Raw genomic sequence first — 22,134 nt, forward strand, 5'->3', positions numbered from 1 at the left:
CTCAACCGACCCCCGGGCTGATATCGGGATCGGTGCCGCCGCGGCCCATCAGTTCGAGACCGGCCATCGCCTGTTCGGCGCCGGCACGGTCCGTCTTCTCGACCACGAAGCCCATGTGGATGATCACCCAGTCGCCGGGCGCGAAGGTCTCTTCCGGCAGCATGCCGATGTTGACCTTGCGCGGCTCGCCCGTCACGTCGACCAGCGCGAGCTGGCCCTCGTAACCGTCCAGCATCCTGATCACTTGACCCGGTATCCCTAGGCACATCTCAGTACTCCTGCTGCACCGAGGTCGGCGCGGGCACTTGTAGCGCCGAGACGATCTCCTTGACGGCCTGCACGGCCCGCGGAACGGCCTTGGCGACGGGGTCGGTGAGGCCGATGCCTTCCTCGACGCTGCCGGCCTCGCAACCGACGACGACCGTGTAGGGCGGGCTGCCGCCGAGTGCCCGCAGGCTGGCGAACACCGCGGCAGGATCCATGCTGTGCGCATCGAGACCGGCTTGCGCACAACCGGATTCATGGTCGGCCTGAAAGACGTGTAAGGTGCCCGGGCGGCCGCGGCTGGGCACCGCGTCGACCAGGACCAGCGTGTCCCAGCCGTCGAGTAGGTCGTACGCCAGGTGCATGCCCGCGATGCCGTAATCGGTGACGCGGACACTCGGATTGTCTCGTGGCAGCCTGGCATGGCGGACCACCTCGGAGCCGAAGCCGTCGTCGCCCAGGAAGATGTTGCCGATCCCGGCCACCAGGATGCGCGCGGTCATGGCAGTGTCCCCGTGTCCCGGGTGGCTACATGCGCCTTAATTTGAGGTAGCGGCGGGCATCCGGCACCGATACCACTCCCAGGATCACCGCGACGCCGACCACCAGGGCGATGATCGCGATGAAAATCCAACCTACGACTTCCATGTCGAATTCCTTTCAGGGGTTGGTGTGTTGTGCTCTTCTCCGAGCGGCTCGACCTCGTCGGGGGAGAAGTACAGGTAGCGGCCGTACCAGTCGTGCAGGTCCGCAGCCGGGTCGTCATCGACGACCACACCGACATGTTTGTTGCCGTCGACGTCCTCGTGTACCGAGGTGACGCGGGCGGTCCTGCCGGCGACGAAGATGTCCTGCGCGTCGGCGTTGCGGCGTGGGCACAGCCGGACCCGGGTGCCCCGGGCGACCCGGAACCCGTTCACCAGAATGGCGTCGATCTCGGGTCGAACGGCGTTGTCGGCCAGTGGATCCCACCAATCAACGCCCTCGGGAATCTCTGGGACCAGGCCCTCGGGAATTTCGAGCCGGTGCGGATCGCGCAGCACTCCGTGCAGGCGTGCCATCGCGTCGGGTGACATCGCGTCGCATTGGTCGATGATCCGCGCGGCCCGCGGATCGGTGGCCCGGGCCTGTGCCTTCTCGTCGTCGGTCATCGTCATCACGCGCAGGGTCAGGATCTCGTCGATCTCGGTGCAGTCGAATAGCGCGGTGTTGCTCTGCTCGGCGATCTCGGGGTGGTCGTAGAGAATGATCGGCGAGATCAGCAGCATGTCGTGGCTGCCGGGCGGACCGGCCAGCACGGGGAAACAGCGATGCTGGCCGCACCGGGACACCGCGTCTGCCGCGGCGGGCGATGGGTCGATCATGGAGACAAAGCGGCCACCGACGGCTTCGGCGATCAGGTGGCTGCCGATCATGGATCGCTCGATCGCGTCGTCCTTGCCGACCGCGGGGGACCCGATATTGTTCAGCACCACCGAGATTCGCCGCACGGCACCGTCGGGCTCACTGGACACGCTCAGCTCGCCGCGGATCTCCTTGCGTTCGCGGACCAGCCGACCGCCGGCGAGTCGTTCGATGTCGGTCGCCGCGTCTACCACAACCGGCAGTGTCCACGGTGGATCGTTGACGGGAATAGGGCCGAAGGACCTCTCGCATTCGACGGCTTCGTCCCAGGTCAGCCAGGACCCGGTCGGGGTGGTCAGTTCGGCTACGGTCGCAAATCCGCCTTCGGCGAGTTCACGTTGCGCCCGGCGGCGCTGTAGTTGCAGGAACCGCACCACCAGCGTGATCGCCTCCGCTCCGTCGACCAGGAACTGGGCCGCCAGGGAACCGTCTTCGCCGAGGCCGGCATCGGCCGCGCCGGGCGGCCCCAAAACGCCGAATTGCCAGCGTGATTGATTCTTGCTCGACGTTCCGCGGTACGGATACAACAGGTATCCCTCGTAGAGCACCGCGTCGGCAACGGCGCGGGTGTGGTCCCAGCTCGACGTCCTGGAGAAAGTCACAGTGCTGCCTGCCGTTCGGTATTAAGCAGTGAGGTGATCGCGTGGTCGAGGTCTAGCAGCCCCTGCGCCGATTTGTACCCGGCCAGTGCCGCGATGGTTTCGTGATTCAGCCGCACCCAGCCGGTGTTCGGGTAGTGCTGTGCGATCAGGTCGTGCCACACCGCGACGGGCATGTCGTAGCGGCACTCGCAATCCCAGGGCACCTGCTGAACCGAGAAGCCCCGCTCGGACTTCACGAATATGGTTCCGCTGAACAGGAATTGCAACGGCAGCGTGCCGTCCCGCAATGCGTGCAGATACTTGGCGGCAGCGACCTCGAAGTCGTAAGTGCAGTCGAGCGCGAGCGCGACGGTTGCGTTGCCGGCGAATCCCGGCACCAGGGCCGTGCAATGTTGCCAGAGGAAGGTGCGCTGGGTGGTTGCCCAGCGTTCACGGGGCCCGAAGAGATCGATCAGCCCGCCCGCATCATTGTCGGAGTAGGAACGCCGCAGCGGTTCGATCCGCACTTGGCACCGCAGGGCAATGGCATGCACGGGGTCTTCAGCGGTGGTGCCGATGCCGACGCGGGCGGTCAGTATCGGGCTGACGCTGTACGGTTCGGGCGCCACGTCGAGGACGGTGAAGGCCACGCCCAGAGGTTGGTCGGTCATCGCGGTGTCTTTTTCGCACGAGCCGCGACCTGAGCGAAGAAGCCGTCGATGAACTCTCGTGCCTGCTGGCCGCCGTCGAAGCCGCGCCACAGCATGCGCAGGCGGCCGACGAATTCGTAACAGGCGTCGATCGGAACCAGATAGCTTTGCGGCGGATCGGATTCACCGTCCGGGACGCGGACCAGCAGCGCCTCTACGTCGTCGGCCAGCAGGCCGACTCGGGAGTCGGCCGCGCGCAAGGCGTTCCAGGCATCGAGATCCAGCTCGGATTCACAGGCCCCGGCCGGGCCGGGGTAAAACGCCACGGTGCGCAACAGCGCGGAGTTGCTGAAAAAGAAGGCGACGCCGACCGGGATCTGCAGCGCCTCCCAGGTGCGACGGTCCAGGGCGAAGTCCGGGAACGCCAGATACCGGTCCGGCACCGCGCGGTAGCGCAACTCGGCATCGGCGTCGGTGAACAACAGATAGCAGGCGCGGCACACGCACATCAGCTGCCGGCCGGCCACATTCACCACATGCTGATGCTCGTCGGCGATGAGTTCGGAGCACATTTCACACCGCTCGCCCGCTGCCGCGGCGGTGGGCCGATTGCTGGTGATGCGGGCTAGAACGTCATAGGGAGTTGTCATGCGCCGGCTCCCATCGGTTCGGCCAGTGCTACCGACGGCACCCCATCGCGAAGCAGCAGGGGGAGCGGCTCGAGATGAGTTCCGTTGGGGCCGGCGCCCGCGTGCACGATGTCGAACCCCGTGCCGCAGCGCGGGCAGCCCAGCTGCGTCTCGCGCAGTTGTGCACCCGCTAACGAGTCATCGCAGACCGGACAATGGTCACGGTAGGCCAGGGGCAGGTCGCCCACCCTGCACACCAGCAGCGTGGTGCCCGAAACCAGGAACCCCGCAACCTCGCCGGGCTCCAACTCGGCCAGTTCGGGCAGCGGATACCAGGTTGACCCGTTCGAATTGCTGTGGCCATTCGAACGCAGCGGCGCCAGAAGCGATTCAGCGGGAATCACACTAGGGGCGGGCTGGGCGGCGACCACCTCGATCTCGGCAATCTCGGGCGCCGCGGCCCGGACCGCGTCCTCGACGGCGAGCTCCAGCGTCACCGCCGACGACGGGCAGCTCTTGCAGCTGCCCGTGAACGCCAGCCGCACGGTATCGCCGCTGACTTCAAGGAGATCCACGTCGCCGCCGTGCGAACCGAGGTATGGCCGCACCCGGTCCAGCGCGTCGGATACCCGGCGGTGCACGTCGTGCGGGTGCAGGCCGTGGACCAGGAGCAGGCTGGCCACCAGGTCGTCGGTGGCCAGCCGCTCCGAGAGGTCGGGATCGCCCAATTGCATGATCCGATCCAGCCCGGCCCCGTAGAGCTCGACTACCTCACGGACCAGTTGCTGAGCGCGCTCATACGCCGCCGCGCCACCCGCCGCGCAGGAATCCAGGAGGGTCTGGATCCGATCGCCCGCGCTGCGCCACTGTGGGTTGCTTTCCGGGGCCTCCGGGCGATCCGCCATGTGTCACTCCCCGGCGGGTGACTGCGTTGGCGTGTGCACTCTCTCCAGGGTCTTGCCCTTCCCCAGATACATGTGCACACCGCACGGCAGGCATGGGTCGAAGCTGCGCACCGTGCGCATGACATCGATGCCCTTGAAGTTCTCGCGCCCGTTCTCCTCGAAGATCGGCTGACCCTGGACCGCGTCCTCGTAGGGACCCGGCGTGCCAAAGCTGTCGCGCGGGTTGGCATTCCACGGGGTCGGCGGGTACGGGTGGTAGTTCGCGATCTTGCCGTCCCGGATCACCATGTGGTGGCTCAGCACGCCGCGGACCGCCTCGGTGAAGCCGCAGCCGATGCCCTCGTCGGGCACCTCGAACTTCTCCCACGTCTTGGTGCGCCCGGCGCGGATCTCCGCCAGTGCTTGCTCGGCGAAGTGCAGCGCGCACGCCGCCGCGTAAGCCTGGAAGTAGGTCCGGGCGCGGTCGCGTTCGATCGTGTTGCTGCCGTACGCGGGAATCTTCCACTCGAACTCGACGGGTCCCTTCAGGGCGGTCTTGGGCAGGTTGATCTTGACGCTGTTGCCGGTTGCCTTGACGTAGCCGATGTCGACCAGGCCGGCCAGCGCCGTCGACCACAGCCGCGCCAGCGGGCCGCCGCCGGTGTCCAGCGCCAAGTGGTCCTTGCCGTCGAACCAGCGCGGCGACATCACCCAGCTGTAGTTGCCGCCGGCCATGTCGCGCTTCTGCGGATGGGGGTTGGTGTGCTGGTTCCACGGGTGGCGCCGGTCCACCGCGTTGCCCAGCGGATCGGTCTTGACGAACATCTCCTGGTCGGTCCAGTCGTCGTAATACGAGCTGCCCAACAGGATTCGGATGCCGAGGTTGATGTCGACCAGCGAGTGGGTGACCAGCTTGCCGTCGACCACCACGCCCGGGGTGACGAACATCGCGTTACCCCAACGTTCCATGTCCTTGTACTCGAAGTTGCACACTTCGGGATCCTGGAACGAGCCCCAACAGCCGAGCAGCGTGCGGCGCAAGCCGACCTTCTCGTAGCCGGGCAGCGCCTGGTAGAAGAAGTCGAACAGGTCGTCGTGCATGGGCACGACCTTCTTCATGAACTCGACATAACGCATCAGCCGCGTCATGTAGTCGGTCATCAGCTGGATGGTCGCAACCGTGCCGACCCCGCCGGGGTACAGCGTCGACGGGTGCACATGGCGACCTTCCATGAGGCAGAACATCTCTCGCGTCCACCGGCTCACCACCAGCGCCTCGCGGTAGAACTCGCCGCTGAAAGGATTGAGCGATCGCATGATGTCGGCGATCGTCTTGTAGCCGTGCGCGTCCGCGTGCGGGGCGGCGGTCTTCTCCGCCTGCGCCAGCACGCTCGGGTTGGTCTCGGCGACCATCTTCTCGCAGAAATCAACGCCGACCAGGTTTTCCTGGAAGATGTTGTGGTCGAACATGTATTCCGCGGCCTCACCCAGGTTGACGATCCACTCACCCAGGTGGGGCGGCTTGACCCCGTAGGCCATGTTCTGCGCGTAACAGGAACAGGTCGCGTGGTTGTCGCCGCAGATGCCGCAGATACGGCTGGTGATGAAGTGGGCGTCGCGAGGATCTTTGCCCTTCATGAAGATCGAGTAGCCGCGGAAGATCGACGACGTGCTGTGGCACTCGACGACTTCCCTGTTCTCGAAATCGATTTTGGTGTAGATGCCGAGGCTGCCGACGATTCTGGTGATCGGGTCCCACGCCATTTCGACGAGCTGGCCCGGCTCCCGATTCTCTTGCGTCGGCTTGGGAATGATGGTTGTCATCGCTCTACTGCTCTCTGCCCCAAGGGCTGGTGACGTGATCGTGAGAAAGATGCGCGCCCGCGACCTACCAGGTGCGGCGTGCCCCGGTGACGAGCTCGTTGCCCTTGTGGCGCCAACGCGGTTCCTTGTCGAGCGTGCGCCCCGTGATACCCCTCAGGCTGCGAATCACGGTCCCGTAAACGCCCGAGGCGGTACTGGAGAGCTTGCCGCCCGGCGGCTCGTCCATGAACGGCATGAACTTGTCGGGGAAGCCCGGCATCGTGCATCCGATGCAGATGCCGCCCACGTTCGGGCACCCACCGATTCCGTTGATCCATCCGCGCTTGGGCACGTTGCATTTTACGACCGGGCCCCAACAGCCAAGTTTGACAATGCATTTCGGTGACCCATACTCGGTGGCGAAATCGCCCTGCTCGTAGTAGCCGGCCCGGTCGCAACCCTCGTGCACGGTGTTGCCGAACAACCACTTGGGGCGCAGCGCCTCGTCGAGCGGGATCATCGGCGCCTGGCCGGTCGCCATGTAGAGCAGGTAGGTCAGCGTCTCCGACAGGTTGTCCGGATGGATCGGGCAGCCGGGAACACAGACGATCGGAATGCCGGCCTTGCTCTTCCATTCCCACCCGAGGTAATCGGGGACACCCATCGCCCCGGTCGGATTGCCGGCCATCGCGTGGATGCCACCGTAGGTGGCGCAGGTCCCGACGGCGACAACCGCGGTGGCCTTGGGTGTCAGCCGGTCGAGCCACTCGCTGGTGGTCATCGGCTGTCCGGTGGCGGGGTCGTTGCCGAACCCGCACCAGTACCCCTCGTCCTTGATCTTCTCGTTCGGAATCGATCCCTCGACGACGAGCACGAACGGTTCTAATTCGCCCCGGTCGGCTTTGAAGAACCACTCGAGGAAGTCGTCCGCGCCTCCGCTGGGCCCGCACTCGAAGTCGATCAGTGGCCAGTGCACGGCTACTTGGGGGAGACCGGGAAGAGCTCCGAGAGCGATCTCCTCAACACTGGGCTGGGTGGCGGCAGTCAACGCCACCGAATCACCGTCGCAACTGAGGCCTGCATTGATCCACAACACGTGGATCAGCGTTTCTTCTGCTTTGACTGCTGCTTCCGTTGGCATGCTGCAGCTTTCCGGGGCCGGGCTGAGACCCCTACGCCACCGGAGTCGACCGTCGGCCCACTTGCGCAGCGCTGTTTTTGGGTCTACTCCCGCCCTCAGGAGTTGTCAACGGTTCCCCCTGGGCCGGCAATTGAACAACTGTGTCGCACCTCGCTGCGTTGTCCCCGTTTATGCTGTGCCACAACAAGTTCCGGGCAATCAGTAGTCACTTATGAAAGTGCTGAGGATAGCTATCTACTCTCAGCACACGAGTACTCGGGCGCCGCGCCATCATGCAAATCACTTGCATGATGGCGTCAGTCCACGACCCCTTGGGCGAACCGTCGCAGCCAGCCGAACCAGGCAGCCATGCCGACCCCGGTGCGCGCGCTGACCGGCAGGATCGTTGCGGTCGCGTTGACCTTTCGGACGTGCGCAATGTAGGTGTCGACGTCGACGTCCAGGTGAGGGACCAAGTCAATCTTGTTGAGCAACACCACATCCACCGATCTGAACATGACCGGGTACTTCAGCGGCTTGTCCTCGCCCTCGGCGACGGAATACACCATGGCCTTGGCGTGCTCGCCGACGTCGAACTCCGCCGGGCAAACCAGGTTGCCGACGTTTTCGATGATCACCAGATCCAGGCTCCGAAGGTCGAGGCCCGGCAGCGCGCGGTTGACCATCGGTGCGTCGAGATGGCATTCGCCGCCAAAGCCGTTACTGGTGTTCAGCAGTGACACCTGGGCGCCGCGACCGCTGAGCTTGGCCGCGTCGAGGTCGGTGGCGATATCGCCCTCGACGATCCCGATTGCGAACTGGCCGGCGAGCTCGTCGAGCGTTGCCGCCAGGACCGTGGTCTTTCCCGACCCCGGCGAGCTCATCAGGTTGAGGGCGCGGATCCCGTTGTTCTCGAACGCCGCCCGGTTGGCGTCGGCGAGAACATCGTTCTCGGCGAAGATCGCCTCCAGGACGTCGACGCGCTGCTTGCCGGTCTCATAGTGCCGGTGGTCGCCGTGATCGTGTTCATGGGTGTGCACGGTTCCGTCGTCGTGCCGATGAAATCTGCCCATCGTCAACACCTTTCGATGTGGCGCCTACCGGCACCACGGCCCCTTTTCACGAGACGTCCAACGACGTCACCAGGAATTCGTTGCCGCGCACGACCTCGACATCGGAACTGTCGCAACGCGGACACCAAATCGACCAGGCCGAGGTGATGTCCGACTGCCGGCCACACGCGCGGCAGCGCACCTCGGCTCCGATGCACTCGAGTTCAAGTTCGGCGTCCGGCATGTTCTCCGATTCCCGGACAAGGGTCCAGCAAAACGACAGCGACTCGGGAACCACTTGGCGAAGGGCGCCGATCCGGACCCGGACCACGTCGACGTGCCGCCCGTCGGCATGTGTCTTGACCACACCGGCGATCGCCTCGCACAGCGAAAGCTCATGCATCGCCGGTCACCGGCGTCGGGCGCGGGCCCATGAATCTTTTCTACACCCGCGGCGCGGCCAGGAATACCCGCTGCATTGCGTCCGAGGCAGTCCAGGGCGGGCTAGGGCGCCCGCTGCGCCGGTGCGGTCCACTTTTCTTCGATGCGCCCATAGCGCCAGACGAGCAGCGCGACCACCCAGGTGAGCACGAAGACGCCGACGACGACGAAGCCGACGGTGTTGAGATCGAGGCCGGAAAGCCGGTCCCAGAAGGGACCCCGCCACCCCAGCTGGCCGGCGAACAGGCCGAGCAGCTCGACGCTGCCGATCAATACGGCGACGGCGACCGACAGCGCGGTGATGGTGATGTTGTAGTAGATCTTGCGCACCGGGCTGGAAAACGCCCAGCCGTAGGCGAAGTTCATGAACGAGCCGTCGATGGTGTCCAGCAGGCACATGCCGGCGGCGAACAACACCGGCAAACACAGGATCGCGTACCACGGCAGCCCGGCGGCGGCGCTGCTGCCGGCCAGCACCAGCAGGGCGACCTCGGTGGCGGTGTCGAAACCGAGGCCGAACAGCAAGCCGATCGGGTACATGTGCCAGGACTTGGTGATCGATTTGGTGAAGCGGCCGAGGAATCGGTTGAGAAATCCGCGGTCGGCGAGCTGCTGTTCCAGCTCCGCTTCGTCGTATTCGCCGTGGCGCGAGCGCAGGAACACCCGCAGGATTCCGGCCAGCACGATCACGTTGAGGATGGCGATCAGATAGAGGAACACGCCCGAGACGCCGGTGCCGATCAGACCCGTGTAGTGATGCAGCGCCGAGGAGTCGTCTTCGACCGGTCCGACAACGGCCCGCACTCCGATCGCCAGCAGCATTGCCAGCGCGAACACCACGCTGGAGTGGCCGAGCGAGAAGAAGAATCCGACCGCAAGCGGACGCTGCCCGTCGCTCATCAGCTTGCGGGTGGTGTTGTCGATGGCGGCGATGTGATCCGCGTCGAAGGCGTGCCGCAGGCCCAGCGTGTATGCCGTGAGCCCGACGCCGATGCCAAACGCCTTGCCGCCCACGCTTAGTCGCGCCGGATCCACGATGAAGAGCAGGGTAAGCCAGCCGACGAGATGCAGCGCCACGATCAGCGCCAGCATGACCGAGAGGCGCCCCCATTCCGCGGGCGTCAGGAAGCCGGGCAGCCGGGCTAACTTGCTCCGCGGTGCGGCGTTCTCGATGCTGGCCATCGCCCCGACTGTAGGGTCGGGCGCGAACTGGATGCAAGTGACTTGCAGGAGGGATGCCGCCCGGTCGGCCCCGGCGACTGGCAATCCGGGTTGTCCGGCGCAACACTGAACGGGTGACGTCCCAGCCGTCGGCGCTTGACCCCGCGGTCACCGAACGCATCGGTGACTTCCTGCGGGCCCGCGGGTTGCGGCGGATGACGTCGCGGATTCAGGTGCTGGCGGTGCTCGAACCGGTCAACGGACACCTGTCCGTCGCGGAGATCCATCAGCGGGTGCGGGCCAGCCTGCCCGCCGATGCCCAGCCGCCCGACGTGGCCACCATCTACCGCACGGTGACCACGCTGGTCGAGCAGGCGGTGTTGCACGCGTTGACCCTCGACGGCGGCATCACGACCTACGGGCTGGCGACCGCCCCCCACCACCACGCGGTGTGCACGCAGTGCGACTCGATCATCGAAGTGCCCGCGCGGAAGCTGAGTTCCGCGCTCGAGCACGCGATGGAGGGCAGTGCGTTCGCCCTGTCGGAGCGGGCCGGTCTGACGTTGCACGGCCTGTGCCCGCAGTGCCAGGCGGCGGCCCCGCGCTGAGGTCAGCGCAGGCCCAGCAGCGCGTTCTCCACCACCTCGGGCAGTGCCGGATGGATCCAGTACTGCCCGCGGGCCATTTCCGGGGCGGTCAGCCCGAAGCTCATCGCCTGGATCAACGGCTGGATGATCGACGATGCCTGATGGCCCATGATGTGCGCACCCAGCAGGCGGCCGGTGTCGCGCTCGGCGATGAGCTTGACGATCCCGGTGGTGTCCTCCATCGCCCAGCCGTAGGCCACGTCACCGTAATCCTGGATCTTGACCGAGACCTTGAAACCCTGTGCAATGGCTTCGTTTTCGGTCAACCCGACGCAGGCGATCTGGGGATCGGTGAACACCGCGGATGGCACGTAGCGATGGTCGGTGACGCTCATCGCGTCGGTGTCGTCCCAGTCGCACAGCAGATTGTGCTGCACCACCCGAGCCTCGTGGTTGGCGACATGCTTGAGCTGATACTTCGAGGAGACGTCGCCGAGGGCGAAAACGCCACGTGCCGTGGTTCGCTGGTACTCGTCGACGACCACGAGGCCGTCCTCGACCGCGATGCCGGCCTGCTCGAGGTCGAGTTGATCGGCGTTGGAGACCCGGCCGGTGGCCACCAGCAGCGCATCGGCGTTCACGGTGTGGCCGTTGTCGAGTCGTACCGCGACGCCCGAGCCCTGGTTCTCGGCGCCCACGACGTTGCGGTGGGTGTGCAGTTCCCACTTGCTCGACGCGATGCGGGTGAACCGTTTGCAGAGGGCGTCATCGCAATGCCGCAGCAGGGCAGAGCCCCGGATCACCAGGGTGACCCGCGAGCCCAGCGAGGAGAAGATGTGCGCGAATTCGGCCGACACGAACCCGCCCCCGACGATCACCAGATGCTCTGGGAACTCGGATATTCGCATGATCGTGTCGCTGGTGTAGTAGCGGGCGCCGCACTCGAGGATGGCCGGGGGTACCACGGCCCGTGCCCCCGCGGCGATCACCACCTGGTCGGCGGTGAACTCGTCGCCGGCATCCGTGCGCAGCAGGTAGCGCCCGTCGGCCTGGACCGAGCCGAACCGGGTGTGCTGCTTGTAGACGTCGATGTTGGGCGCGGAGCTTCGATAGTCCTCACCGCCGACCCCGATCGGATCGATACGCCCGAAGACCCGTGACACGATGTCGTCCCAGCGCACCCGGTCGATGTGCGCGTCGATGCCGTAGCGCGCCGCCTCCCGGATCGTCTGGGCGACTTCGGCGGCGTAGACGAACATTTTGGTCGGGATGCACCCGACGTTCAGGCAGGTACCGCCGAATGTGCCCTGTTCGCAGATCGCCACCCGTTTGTCGGCGAAGCGGTCGTCGAGAACGCTGTTGCCCGAACCGGTTCCGATGATCGCGATGTCGTAGGTCTCCACGCCGTCACCCCTTTCCGAACGATGCCGAGGCGTCGGTGCTGTTGGTGCGCAGGTAGCCGTCCAGCCAGAGATCCATTTCCCGATAGGCGACTTCCCGTGGTTCCTTCAGGGACAGGAACACGTCGTGTTTGGCATCGGCTACCGGAATGACGGTGCTGCGGTTCCCGATGCAGCCCGCCCACCTGGCGATCTGGGTGACGTCGAGAACCGCGTCGCCGCGTTGCATGGACAACGCGTCCGCGCTTTCGCGCACGCTGTGGTCCGAGCGCAGGATCAGGTTCGGCACGCCGACATCGAGGCCCCGGTGTAGCCGGGCCTGGCCGCGGCGCACGGCGTGTAGCCACCCCGCGGTGATAGGGAAGCCGCCCAACGGTTTCCACTGCAGGTTGTAGTCGAACTCGCCGTCGTAGTCGCGGTGCAGGGTGGAGCCGTAGCCGCCCCTGCTGGTCGGCCGCAGCACGACTTTGGAACGCACCCGCGACAGGCCGGCGATCATCGCCGAGGTCATTCCCAGGCGCAGCACTGCCGGGCCATGCAGATCCAGGAATGGGCTGTTAAGTATCAGGCCGCCGATGCCGGCGTGCGCCTTGGCGTTTCGTCGGCGTAACCGATCCAGCCACAGCGGCACGATCAGACCGCCGGCGGAATGGCCGTACATCAGGACCTTCACGTCACTGTCGGGACCGCCCCGCTCGCCGATCACGGCCAGCGCACGGTCGAGTTCGGTGTCGTAGTGGGCGAGATCGGTGATGAAGTGCGGGGTCTGGCCGTCGCGGTGCGATCGGCCGCACTTCTGTAGGTCCAACGCATAGAAGGTGAAACCGAGGCTGGCGAAGTGGTCGGCCAGCGCGGTGTTGAAGAAGTAGTCGGTGTAACCGTGCACCGTCAGGACCGCGTGCTCGAGACCTCTGGTATCCGCGGCTTCCGGGCCGCGCCGGATCAGGGTTGCGACGATGTCGCCCTCTCCGGCGGGATCGGGCCCCAATCCGATGGTGTATTGCCAGTAGCCAGGCAGGACGTCGGGGACCCAGCCAGTCACCAGGCCAGCTTAGCGTGGCGAACACTTTTGCTGGTTACGGCAGGTGCAGGTCGTTGCGGTCGCGCGGGTCGGGATAACCTGATGACCGGCTGGGAAAGGACCAGGAAAGGACAGGCGTTTCGGTGTCAGACACAGCGGCGCGCACCGACGTCGTGCTGGTCGGCGCCGGCATCATGAGCGCCACCCTGGCCGCATTGCTGCGCCGCCTCGAGCCGGACTGGTCGATTACCGTGATCGAGCGGCTGGATGCCGTCGCCGCGGAGAGCAGCAGCCCGTGGAACAACGCCGGCACCGGTCACGCCGGGCTGTGCGAGATGAACTACACACCGGAGCGCCCCGGCTCCCAGGGGGCGATCGACATCACCAAAGCGGTGTCCATCAACGAGCAATTCCAGGTGACCCGCCAGTTCTGGGCCTACGCCGTCGAGAACGGCGTCCTCACCGATCGAAGCTTCCTCAACTCCGTCCCGCACGTCAGTTTCGTGCACGGTGCGCAACGGGTCGACTATCTGCGACGGCGCCAGCAGGCCCTGGCGGGCAACCCGCTGTTCGCCGGCACGGAATTGGTCGACGACCCGGATGAATTCGCCCGCCGGCTTCCATTCATGGCCGCCAAGCGTGACTTCTCCGAGCCGATCGCACTCAACTGGGCCAACGACGGCACCGACGTCGACTTTGGTTCGCTGACCAAGCAACTCGTCGGCTTCTGCGTGCGCAACGGCGTCACCGCCCTGTTCGGCCACGAGGTCCGCAACCTGACCCGTCGATCCGGCGGCTGGACCCTACAGATCGGCAATCGCCGCACCGGCGAAAAGCGCAAGCTGGACGCGAAATTCGTATTCGTCGGCGCCGGTGGTGAGGCACTGCCGCTGTTACAGAAGTCGGGCATCAAAGAGGTCAGGGGCTTCGCCGGCTTCCCGATCGGCGGCCGGTTCCTGCGAGCGGACAACCCGGCGCTGACCGCTGCGCACCGGGCCAAGGTCTACGGCGTCCCCGCGCCCGGCGCCCCGCCGCTGGGTGCGCTGCATCTGGACCTGCGGTTCGTCAACGGCAAGTCGTGGCTGGTCTTCGGGCCTTATGCCGGCTGGTCGCCTAAGTTCTTGAAGCGTGGCCACCTCAGCGATTTGCCCCGATCGGTCCGGCGGGACAACGTCGTGTCGATGCTGGGAGTCGGCATCAACGAGATCACCCTGGTCAATTACTTGATCCGCCAACTGCGGCTCACCGAACGCGACCGGATGCGCGCGCTGCGCGAATTCGCGCCCAGTGCGCTGGATTCGGATTGGCAGCTGACGGTCGCCGGTCAGCGCGTGCAGGTGATCCGGCGGGCCAAGGGCACCGGAGGGGTGCTCGAATTCGGTACCACCGTGGTCGGCTCGGCCGACGGCAGCATCGCCGGATTGCTCGGCGGTTCCCCGGGAGCCTCGACCGCGGTGCCGATCATGCTCGAGGTGCTGGCGAGCTGCTTTGCTACCCGGTATCCGACCTGGCTGCCCAGGCTCAAAGAGATGATTCCCTCGTTAGGGGCCCAGTTATCCGATGAACCGGCCCTCTACGACGAGGTGCGGTCGTGGAGCGCAGGAGTACTACAGTTGAACGCCTCGTGACCCGCGCCGGGCAGCGATGCAAAGCGAGAAGGAGGACCGGCGCAAATGACTGAAGCGCTACGCCGCATCTGGGCCAAAGACCTTGACGCGCAAACACTTTACGAGCTACTCAAGCTTCGGGTAGAGGTGTTCGTCGTCGAGCAGGCCATCCCGTACCCGGAGCTGGACGGGCGCGACTTGCTCGCCGAGACGCGGCACTTCTGGCTGGAAACGCATGACGGCGAGGTGATCTGCACGCTGCGGCTGATGGAGGAGCACGCCGGAGGCGAGAAAGCTTTCCGGATCGGGCGGCTGTGCACCAAACGCAGCGCGCGCGGACAGGGCCACACCACCCGGCTGCTGCGCGCGGCACTGGCCGAGGTCGGCAACTATCCGTGCCGGATCAACGCACAGACCTATCTGGCTGACATGTACGCGCAACACGGTTTTGTCCGCGACGGCGACGATTTCCTCGACGACGGCGTTCCGCACGTCCCGATGCTGCGGCCCGGCTCCGGGCTGGCGGCCAAGCCGTGAAGCCTTACCCGTTCAGCGCGATCGTCGGCCACGATCAGTTGCGGCTGGCGCTGCTGTTGTGTGCGGTGCGCCCGGAAATCGGTGGCGCGCTGATCCGCGGCGAGAAGGGCACCGCCAAATCGACGGCCGTCCGGGGCCTTGCCGCGCTGCTGTCGGCGGCGACCGGGGGTAACGGTGCCGCAGCGGGCCTGGTCGAAATGCCTTTGGGTGCAACCGAAGACCGGGTGATCGGGTCGCTGGATCTGCAGCGGGTGCTGCGCGACGGTGAGCATGCGTTCTCACCGGGATTGCTCGCGCGTGCCCACGGTGGCGTGCTGTACGTCGACGAGGTCAACCTGCTGCACGACCACCTGGTCGACGTGCTGCTCGACGCCGCCGCGATGGGGCGGGTGCACATCGAACGCGACGGCATCTCGCACACGCATGAGGCCCGGTTCGTGCTGATCGGCACGATGAATCCGGAGGAGGGTGAGCTGCGCCCGCAGCTGCTCGACCGGTTCGGTCTCACGGTCGACGTGCATGCGTCGCGTGACGTCGACGTTCGAGTGGAGGTCATCCGGCAGCGGATGGCCTACGAGGCCGACCCGGACGCATTCGCCGTGCGATATGCGGCCGACGAAGCCGAGTTGGCCCAGCGGATTGCCGTGGCCCGCACGCGGGTCGACGATGTGGTGTTGCCGGACAACGAATTACGGCGTATCGCGGCGGTGTGCGCGGCGTTCGACGTCGACGGGATGCGGGCCGATCTGGTGGTGGCCCGCACCGCCGTCGCCCACGCCGCCTGGCGGGGTGCCGCAAGTGTCGAGGAGCAGGACATCCGGGTGGCGGCAGAACTGGCGCTACCGCATCGGCGCCGCCGCGACCCGTTCGACGATCCTGGTATCGACCGCGACCAGCTGGACGAGGCCCTGGCGTGGGCCGGTAATGATTTAGAACCTGACCCGGACCCACCCGGTGGCGGTCAGTCCGCCAATAGTACTGATTCGAAACATGATTCGAGCTCTAATGTAGCGCCGCAGCCGCCCAAGACACGGCCCAGCGCCCCACCGTCGAAAACCTTTCGTGCCCGCGCGCTGACGGTTCCCGGTGTCGGGGAGGGCGCGCCCGGCCGGCGGTCGCGGGCCCGCAACCGATCCGGAAGCGTGGTGGCCGCCGCCGACTCCGATGACGCCGGCGCGCACGGACTGCACCTGTTCGCCACGCTGCTGTCGGCCGCCGAGCGCGCCGGGGCCGGGGCGCTGCGCCCGCGTCCCGACGACGTCCGCCGCGCGGTCCGCGAGGGACGCGAAGGCAACCTGGTGATCTTCGTCGTCGACGCGTCCGGGTCGATGGCCGCCCGGGACCGGATGGCCGCGGTCAGCGGTGCCACTCTGTCGCTGTTGCGCGACGCCTATCAGCGGCGTGACAAGGTCGCGGTGATCACCTTCCGGCAGCAGCAGGCGCGACTCTTGCTCCCGCCGACGTCGTCGGCGCACATCGCCGGCCGACGGCTGGCCCGATTCGATACGGGCGGGAAGACGCCGCTGGCCGAGGGTCTGCTGGCCGCGCGGGAGCTGATCGTCCGGGAACGCGCGCGCGACCGGGCGCGGCGTCCCTTGGTTGTGGTACTCACCGACGGCCGGGCCACCGCGGGTCGCGACCCGTTGGGCCGCAGTCGGATCGCGGCGTCCCGCCTGGTCGCCGAAGGCGCGGCGGCGGTGGTGGTGGACTGCGAAACATCCCATGTGCGACTGGGATTGGCCGGGCAGCTGGCCCGCCAACTCGGTGCACCGACCGTTCGGCTGGAGCATTTGCACGCCGATCAGCTGACCCGGGCCGTGCGCAGCGCGGCCTAGGCGGCGGCCCGCAACAAAGGAGGTGTGCCCTCATGCCACAGGGAACCCCGGTGCAGGTCCCCGACGACGGACTGACGACGAGGGACCGGCGGAATCTGCCGGTGCTGGCGGTGCACACCGGAGACGGTAAGGGAAAGTCGACGGCGGCGTTCGGAATGGCGTTGCGCGCGTGGAATGTCGGGCTCGACGTCGCGGTCTTCCAATTCGTCAAGAGCGCGAAGTGGAAGGTGGGCGAGGAGGCCGTCTTTCGCCAGCTCGGCCAACTGCACGACGAGCACGGTGTCGGGGGAGCGGTCGAATGGCACAAGATGGGCGCCGGCTGGTCTTGGTCGCGTAAACCCGGCAGTGCGGACGACCATGCGGCGGCGGCCTCCGACGGCTGGGCCGAGATCGCGCGCCGGCTGGCCGAGCATCGCCACGACTTCTACGTGCTCGACGAGTTCACCTATCCGCTGAAGTGGGGCTGGGTGGACGTCGACGAGGTGGTGGACGCGCTGCGGAACCGGCCCGGCCATCAGCATGTGGTGATTACCGGCCGCGCCGCGCCGCCGAAGTTGGTCGAGGCAGCGGACCTGGTCACCGAGATGGCCAAGGTCAAGCACCCGATGGACGCGGGGCGCAAGGGCCAAAAGGGCATCGAGTGGTGAATGCTGCCGCGGTCGTCGTCGCCGCGCCCGCGTCGGGCAGCGGAAAGACCACGGTCGCAACGGGTTTGATCGGCGCCCTGCGCGATGCAGGGCATACGGTCGCGCCGTTCAAGGTGGGCCCGGACTTCATCGACCCTGGCTACCATGGGCTGGCCGCGGGCCGGCCCGGCCGCAACCTCGATCCGGTCATGGTGGGCGAACAACTGATCGGTCCGCTCTACGCGCACGGCGCCGCCGGCGCGGACGTCGCGGTGATCGAGGGCGTGATGGGGTTGTTCGACGGGCGGATCGGGCCCCGTGGGAATCCGGTGCCGTCCCCGCCGCCGGGCTCCACCGCCCACGTCGCCGGGTTGGTGGGCGCCCCGGTGATCCTGGTCGTCGATGCGCGCGGCCAAAGCCACAGCATTGCCGCACTGCTGCACGGCTTTTCCACCTTCGATACCGCAACCCGGATCGCCGGCGTGATTCTCAACCGGGTGGGATCCGCCCGCCACGAGCAGGTGCTGCGGCAGGCCTGCGAGCACACCGGTGTCCCGGTCTTGGGCGCCATTCCGCGCACCGCCGAATTGGAGCTGCCGTCAAGGTATTTGGGTCTGGTTACCGCGGTTGAATATGGCCGCCGGGCCCGGCGGGCGGTCGAGGCGATGACCGGGCTGATCGCGCGGCACGTCGACCTGGCGGCGGTGATGGCGGTCGCCCGAAGCAGTATCGGCGGTGCACCGTGGGATCCGATGGCCGCGGTGGGGGAGACCGCGGGCCGGCACCGCGCCACGGTGGCGATGGCCGCCGGGAAGGCCTTCAGCTTCGGCTACGCCGAACACGCCGAGCTGCTGCGGGCCGCCGGCGCCGACGTGGTCGACTTCGACCCGCTGTCCGAGACGTTGCCCGACCACACTGACGCCGTGCTGCTGCCCGGCGGCTTTCCCGAACAGTTCACCGCCGAGCTGTCCGCCAATGACGTGGTGCGACAACAGATCAAGGAGCTGGCCGCGGCCGGCGCTCCGGTGCACGCGGAATGCGCCGGTCTGATCTACCTGGCCGCCGAGCTCGACGGCTACCCGATGTGCGGGGTGCTGGCCGGATCGGCACGGTTCACCCCGCATCTGAAGCTGGCGTATCGCGACGCCGTCGCGGTGGCCGATTCGGCGTTGTATGCCGCCGGGGCGCGGGTGGTCGGCCACGAATTCCACCGGACCGTGATCACCTTCACCGGGAGCTACCAGCCCGCCTGGGTCTACCGGGCAGCCGACGCGGACCACGGCGGCGCGCCGATGCGCGACGGTGTCGTGCACGCCGGCGTACACGCGTCGTATCTGCATACCCACGCCGCCGCGGTGCCGGACGCGGTGCTGCGTTTCGTCGCACGCGCCGCGGGTTCGCGAGCCGCGGGCTCGCGAACCTAACGCCACGCCTTCTCGCGAGCGTAACGGCGCGGCGACAATTGAGCACGGAAAATCGCAGTGGCGTTACGCTCGCGGCGATGCAGGGCTGACAGGAGGCGCACGCGCCACCGCGCGCCTGCCGTGACCGCAACGCCGCGCCCGCCGTGACCGCAACGCCGCACCGGCCTTGACCGCAACGCCGCACCGGCCTTGACCGCAACGCCGATCCCCTTCACTAAGCTTGCCGGGTGACCGAGAGCCCCTACCTGGTCGGATTGCGGCTGGCCGGCAAGAAGGTCGTCGTGGTCGGCGGAGGCACGGTCGCGCAACGTCGGCTGCCCCTGCTTATCGCCAGCGGCGCCGACGTTCACGTGATCACCCGGACCGCCACCCCCGCGGTCGAGGCGATGAGCGGCATCACCTTGTCGGTGCGGGAGTACCGCGACGGTGACCTCGACGGCGCCTGGTATGCGATCGCCGCCACCGACGATGCGCAGGTGAACGCGTCGGTCGTCGCCGAGGCCGACAGCCGTCGAATTTTCTGTGTGCGCGCCGACATCGCTCTCGAGGGCACCGCGGTGACCCCGGCGTCGTTCAGCTACTCGGGACTGTCGGTGGGGGTGCTGGCCGGTGGCGAGCACCGCAGGTCGGCAGCGATCCGGTCGGCCATTCGCGAGGCGTTACAGCAAGGCCTGATCACCCCGGAAAGCTCGGAGAGTTCCGACGTCGTGCGCGGCGGGGTGGCGCTGGTCGGAGGTGGCCCCGGCGACCCCGAGCTGATCACCGTCCGCGGTCGCCGGCTGCTCGCCCAGGCCGACGTCGTCGTCGCCGACCGCCTGGCCCCGCCCGAGCTGCTCGCCGAGCTGCCCCCGCACGTCGACGTCATCGATGCCGCCAAGATCCCGTACGGGCGGGCCATGGCCCAGGACGCGATCAACGACGTCATGATCGAACGGGCCCGCGCCGGGAACTTCGTGGTCCGGCTCAAAGGCGGCGATCCCTTTGTGTTCGCCCGTGGTTACGAAGAAGTCCTCGCGTGCGCCGACGCCGGCATCCCGGTGACGGTCGTCCCCGGTGTGACGAGCGCCATAGCCGTGCCCGCGCTGGCGGGTGTTCCGGTCACCCATCGGGCGATAAATCACGAGTTCGTGGTGGTCAGCGGCCATCTGGCGCCCGGGCATCCCGAATCGTTAGTGAATTGGAATGCACTGGCCGCAATGACGGGCACCATCGTTTTGCTGATGGCCGTCGAGCGCATCGAACTTTTCGTCGACGTGCTGCTGAAGGGCGGCCGACCAGCGGATACACCGGTATTGGTGGTGCAGCACGGCACAACGCCGGCTCAACACACGTTGCGGGCCGCTCTTGTCGACACGCCGCAGATGGTTCGCGCGGAAGGGATCAGACCTCCCGCGATCATCGTGATCGGGCCGGTGGCCGCATTCGGGGTTTAAACGATTCTTAAGATTACTGTAAGGTAACCCGTTATGACGGCCCTCAACGACACAGAGCGTGCGGCCCAAAATTGGTCCGCTGTACGCCCCGATCGTCCGGCACCGGAGCGCTGCGCGCGCCCGTCCGAAACCTCTTCCGGGACCGCCGCCACCCGTACTAGCAGGTATTACCCGGCCTGGTTGCCCTCTCGGCGCTTCATCGCCGCCGTTATCGCCATCGGCGGTATGCAGCTGTTGGCAACCATGGACAGCACTGTCGCGATCGTCGCGCTTCCTAAGATTCAAAACGAGCTCAGCCTGTCCGACGCCGGCCGTAGCTGGGTGATCACCGCATATGTGCTCACCTTCGGCGGGCTGATGCTGCTGGGTGGCCGCCTCGGCGACACCATCGGCCGCAAACGCACCTTCATCGTCGGCGTCACGCTGTTCACCATCTCCTCGGTGCTCTGCTCGGTGGCCTGGGACGAGGCGACCTTGGTCATTGCCCGGCTGCTGCAGGGGGTCGGATCGGCCATCGCGTCGCCGACCGGCCTCGCACTGGTAGCCACGACCTTCGCGAAGGGGCCGGCGCGCAACGCGGCCACGGCCGTCTTCGCCGCGATGACCGCGATCGGCTCGGTGATGGGCCTGGTGGTCGGCGGGGCCCTGACCGAATGGTCGTGGCGGCTCGCGTTCCTAGTCAACGTGCCGATCGGGCTGGTGATGATCTACCTGGCCCGCACCGCGCTGCGGGAGACCAACAGAGAGCGGATGAAGCTCGACGCCACCGGGGCCATGCTGGCCACATTGGCGTGCACCGCCGCGGTCTTCGCCTTCTCGATGGGCCCGGAAAGGGGCTGGATCTCGTCGATCACGATCGGTTCGGGTGTGGTGGCGGTGGCCGCCGCGATCGCGTTCGCCATCGTGGAGCGCACCGCCGAAAACCCCGTCGTACCGTTCGAGTTGTTCCGCGACCGCAACCGGCTGGTCACGTTCGCGGCGATCCTGCTGGCCGGCGGCGTGATGTTCAGCCTCACCGTCTGCATCGGCCTGTATGTCCAGGACATCCTGGGTTACAGCGCGCTGCGCGCGGGCGTCGGGTTCATCCCGTTCGTCATCGCGATGGGAATCGGCCTCGGCATCTCCTCGCAGCTGGTGTCGCGGTTCTCACCGCGGGTCCTGACCATCGGTGGCGGATGGCTGCTGCTGCTCGCCATGATCTACGGCTCGGCGTTCATGCACCGCGGTGTGCCGTACTTCCCGAACCTGGTGCTGCCGATCGTCGTCGGTGGGATCGGCATCGGCATGGTCGTGGTGCCGTTGACGCTGGCGGCGATCGCGGGCGTCGGTTTCGACCAGATCGGTCCGGTGTCGGCGATGACGCTGATGCTGCAGAGCCTGGGCGGCCCGCTGGTGCTGGCCGTCATCCAGGCTGTGATCACCTCGCGCACGCTGTACCTGGGCGGTACCACCGGCCCGGTGAAGGTCATGAACGACGCTCAATTGCAGGCGCTCGACCACGGCTACACCTACGGCCTGCTGTGGGTGGCCGGGACGGCCGTCATCGTCGGTGCTGCCGCCCTGTTCATCGGGTACACCCCGGAGCAGGTCGCGCACGCGCAAGAGGTCAAGGAAGCCATCGACGCCGGCGAGATCTAAGCTCCCGGTCCCGTCGCTCTCCCCGTAATCGTCAAAC

General features: G+C 66.9%; 22 protein-coding genes. 8 read left to right on the plus strand and 14 right to left on the minus strand.

Features of this window, described 5'->3' with window-relative positions; genetic code table 11:
- Position 1: 1 nt before the first annotated feature.
- The 12 genes from OK015_RS10960 to OK015_RS11010 all read right to left on the minus strand — a co-directional run bounded on the left by OK015_RS10960 (position 2) and on the right by OK015_RS11010 (position 10,010).
- A complete protein-coding gene (locus OK015_RS10960) occupies positions 2 to 268 on the minus strand; it encodes a HypC/HybG/HupF family hydrogenase formation chaperone (protein WP_268131373.1) in 267 nt (88 codons plus the stop codon).
- Position 269: 1 nt separating this feature from the next.
- The gene (locus tag OK015_RS10965; RefSeq protein ID WP_268131374.1) at positions 270 to 767 is read right to left on the minus strand and encodes a hydrogenase maturation protease; all 498 of its coding nucleotides are present in this window, start codon (positions 765 to 767) and stop codon (positions 270 to 272) included.
- A gap of 25 nt (positions 768 to 792) precedes the next feature.
- Positions 793 to 912 carry a DUF6893 family small protein gene (locus tag OK015_RS29250; RefSeq protein ID WP_442791235.1) on the minus strand — a complete coding sequence of 40 codons (120 nt, stop codon included), beginning with the start codon at positions 910 to 912 and terminating at the stop codon, positions 793 to 795.
- Entirely contained in the window at positions 900 to 2,270 is a 1,371-nt protein-coding gene (locus OK015_RS10970; RefSeq protein ID WP_268131375.1) for a hypothetical protein, read from the minus strand. Before OK015_RS10970 ends, OK015_RS29250 begins: the two co-directional genes overlap by 13 nt.
- On the minus strand, positions 2,267 to 2,920 hold the full coding sequence (locus OK015_RS10975; protein ID WP_268131377.1) for a DUF6084 family protein: 654 nt from the start codon (positions 2,918 to 2,920) through the stop codon (positions 2,267 to 2,269). The genes OK015_RS10970 and OK015_RS10975 overlap by 4 nt, the downstream gene beginning before the upstream one ends.
- Positions 2,917 to 3,549 carry a DUF5947 family protein gene (locus OK015_RS10980; protein ID WP_268131379.1) on the minus strand — a complete coding sequence of 211 codons (633 nt, stop codon included), beginning with the start codon at positions 3,547 to 3,549 and terminating at the stop codon, positions 2,917 to 2,919. The genes OK015_RS10975 and OK015_RS10980 overlap by 4 nt, the downstream gene beginning before the upstream one ends.
- Positions 3,546 to 4,433, minus strand: a complete 888-nt coding sequence (locus OK015_RS10985; RefSeq protein WP_268131380.1) for a NifU family protein — start codon at positions 4,431 to 4,433, stop codon at positions 3,546 to 3,548. The genes OK015_RS10980 and OK015_RS10985 overlap by 4 nt, the downstream gene beginning before the upstream one ends.
- A gap of 3 nt (positions 4,434 to 4,436) precedes the next feature.
- Positions 4,437 to 6,236, minus strand: a complete 1,800-nt coding sequence (locus tag OK015_RS10990; RefSeq protein WP_268131381.1) for a nickel-dependent hydrogenase large subunit — start codon at positions 6,234 to 6,236, stop codon at positions 4,437 to 4,439.
- Between the two features lie 64 nt (positions 6,237 to 6,300).
- The gene (locus tag OK015_RS10995; protein WP_268131382.1) at positions 6,301 to 7,356 is read right to left on the minus strand and encodes a hydrogenase expression protein HypE; all 1,056 of its coding nucleotides are present in this window, start codon (positions 7,354 to 7,356) and stop codon (positions 6,301 to 6,303) included.
- Positions 7,357 to 7,652: 296 nt separating this feature from the next.
- Positions 7,653 to 8,408: a hydrogenase nickel incorporation protein HypB gene (gene hypB / locus OK015_RS11000; protein ID WP_268131383.1), complete on the minus strand. Its 756-nt coding sequence runs from the start codon at positions 8,406 to 8,408 to the stop codon at positions 7,653 to 7,655.
- 46 nt (positions 8,409 to 8,454) lie between these two features.
- Positions 8,455 to 8,790 (minus strand): hydrogenase maturation nickel metallochaperone HypA, encoded by a 336-nt coding sequence (locus OK015_RS11005; protein WP_268131385.1) that lies wholly within the window; start codon positions 8,788 to 8,790, stop codon positions 8,455 to 8,457.
- Positions 8,791 to 8,891: 101 nt separating this feature from the next.
- Positions 8,892 to 10,010 carry a HoxN/HupN/NixA family nickel/cobalt transporter gene (locus OK015_RS11010; RefSeq protein ID WP_268131387.1) on the minus strand — a complete coding sequence of 373 codons (1,119 nt, stop codon included), beginning with the start codon at positions 10,008 to 10,010 and terminating at the stop codon, positions 8,892 to 8,894.
- Positions 10,011 to 10,123: 113 nt separating this feature from the next.
- Here OK015_RS11010 and OK015_RS11015 point away from each other — a divergent pair, with 113 nt between their 5' ends.
- Entirely contained in the window at positions 10,124 to 10,597 is a 474-nt protein-coding gene (locus OK015_RS11015) for a Fur family transcriptional regulator (protein ID WP_268131388.1), read from the plus strand.
- Between the two features lie 2 nt (positions 10,598 to 10,599).
- Here OK015_RS11015 and mtr read toward each other — a convergent pair whose 3' ends face one another.
- Positions 10,600 to 11,979 (minus strand): mycothione reductase, encoded by a 1,380-nt coding sequence (mtr, locus tag OK015_RS11020; RefSeq protein WP_268131389.1) that lies wholly within the window; start codon positions 11,977 to 11,979, stop codon positions 10,600 to 10,602.
- A 4-nt stretch (positions 11,980 to 11,983) separates the two neighbouring features.
- The gene (locus OK015_RS11025) at positions 11,984 to 13,018 is read right to left on the minus strand and encodes an alpha/beta hydrolase (protein WP_268131390.1); all 1,035 of its coding nucleotides are present in this window, start codon (positions 13,016 to 13,018) and stop codon (positions 11,984 to 11,986) included.
- 173 nt (positions 13,019 to 13,191) lie between these two features.
- On the opposite strand from OK015_RS11025, the gene mqo reads away from it, so the two are divergent.
- From mqo to OK015_RS11060, 7 genes are all read left to right on the plus strand, one after another.
- Complete coding sequence (gene mqo / locus OK015_RS11030) at positions 13,192 to 14,625, plus strand: malate dehydrogenase (quinone) (protein WP_442791291.1); 1,434 nt, start codon at positions 13,192 to 13,194, stop codon at positions 14,623 to 14,625.
- Positions 14,626 to 14,670: 45 nt separating this feature from the next.
- The gene (locus OK015_RS11035; protein WP_268131393.1) at positions 14,671 to 15,141 is read left to right on the plus strand and encodes a GNAT family N-acetyltransferase; all 471 of its coding nucleotides are present in this window, start codon (positions 14,671 to 14,673) and stop codon (positions 15,139 to 15,141) included.
- Positions 15,138 to 16,976, plus strand: a complete 1,839-nt coding sequence (locus tag OK015_RS11040; RefSeq protein ID WP_268131395.1) for a magnesium chelatase subunit D family protein — start codon at positions 15,138 to 15,140, stop codon at positions 16,974 to 16,976. The genes OK015_RS11035 and OK015_RS11040 overlap by 4 nt, the downstream gene beginning before the upstream one ends.
- Positions 16,977 to 17,008: 32 nt before the next feature.
- Complete coding sequence (gene cobO, locus OK015_RS11045) at positions 17,009 to 17,623, plus strand: cob(I)yrinic acid a,c-diamide adenosyltransferase (protein ID WP_268131397.1); 615 nt, start codon at positions 17,009 to 17,011, stop codon at positions 17,621 to 17,623.
- A complete protein-coding gene (locus OK015_RS11050) occupies positions 17,620 to 19,026 on the plus strand; it encodes a cobyrinate a,c-diamide synthase (protein ID WP_268131398.1) in 1,407 nt (468 codons plus the stop codon). Before cobO ends, OK015_RS11050 begins: the two co-directional genes overlap by 4 nt.
- A gap of 227 nt (positions 19,027 to 19,253) precedes the next feature.
- Positions 19,254 to 20,459 carry a uroporphyrinogen-III C-methyltransferase gene (cobA, locus tag OK015_RS11055; protein ID WP_442791236.1) on the plus strand — a complete coding sequence of 402 codons (1,206 nt, stop codon included), beginning with the start codon at positions 19,254 to 19,256 and terminating at the stop codon, positions 20,457 to 20,459.
- A gap of 33 nt (positions 20,460 to 20,492) precedes the next feature.
- Positions 20,493 to 22,097, plus strand: coding sequence for an MFS transporter (locus tag OK015_RS11060; protein ID WP_268131400.1), 1,605 nt, complete (start codon positions 20,493 to 20,495; stop codon positions 22,095 to 22,097).
- Positions 22,098 to 22,134 lie beyond the last annotated feature (37 nt).

Source organism: Mycobacterium sp. Aquia_216, assembly GCF_026723865.1.
GTDB lineage: Bacteria > Actinomycetota > Actinomycetes > Mycobacteriales > Mycobacteriaceae > Mycobacterium.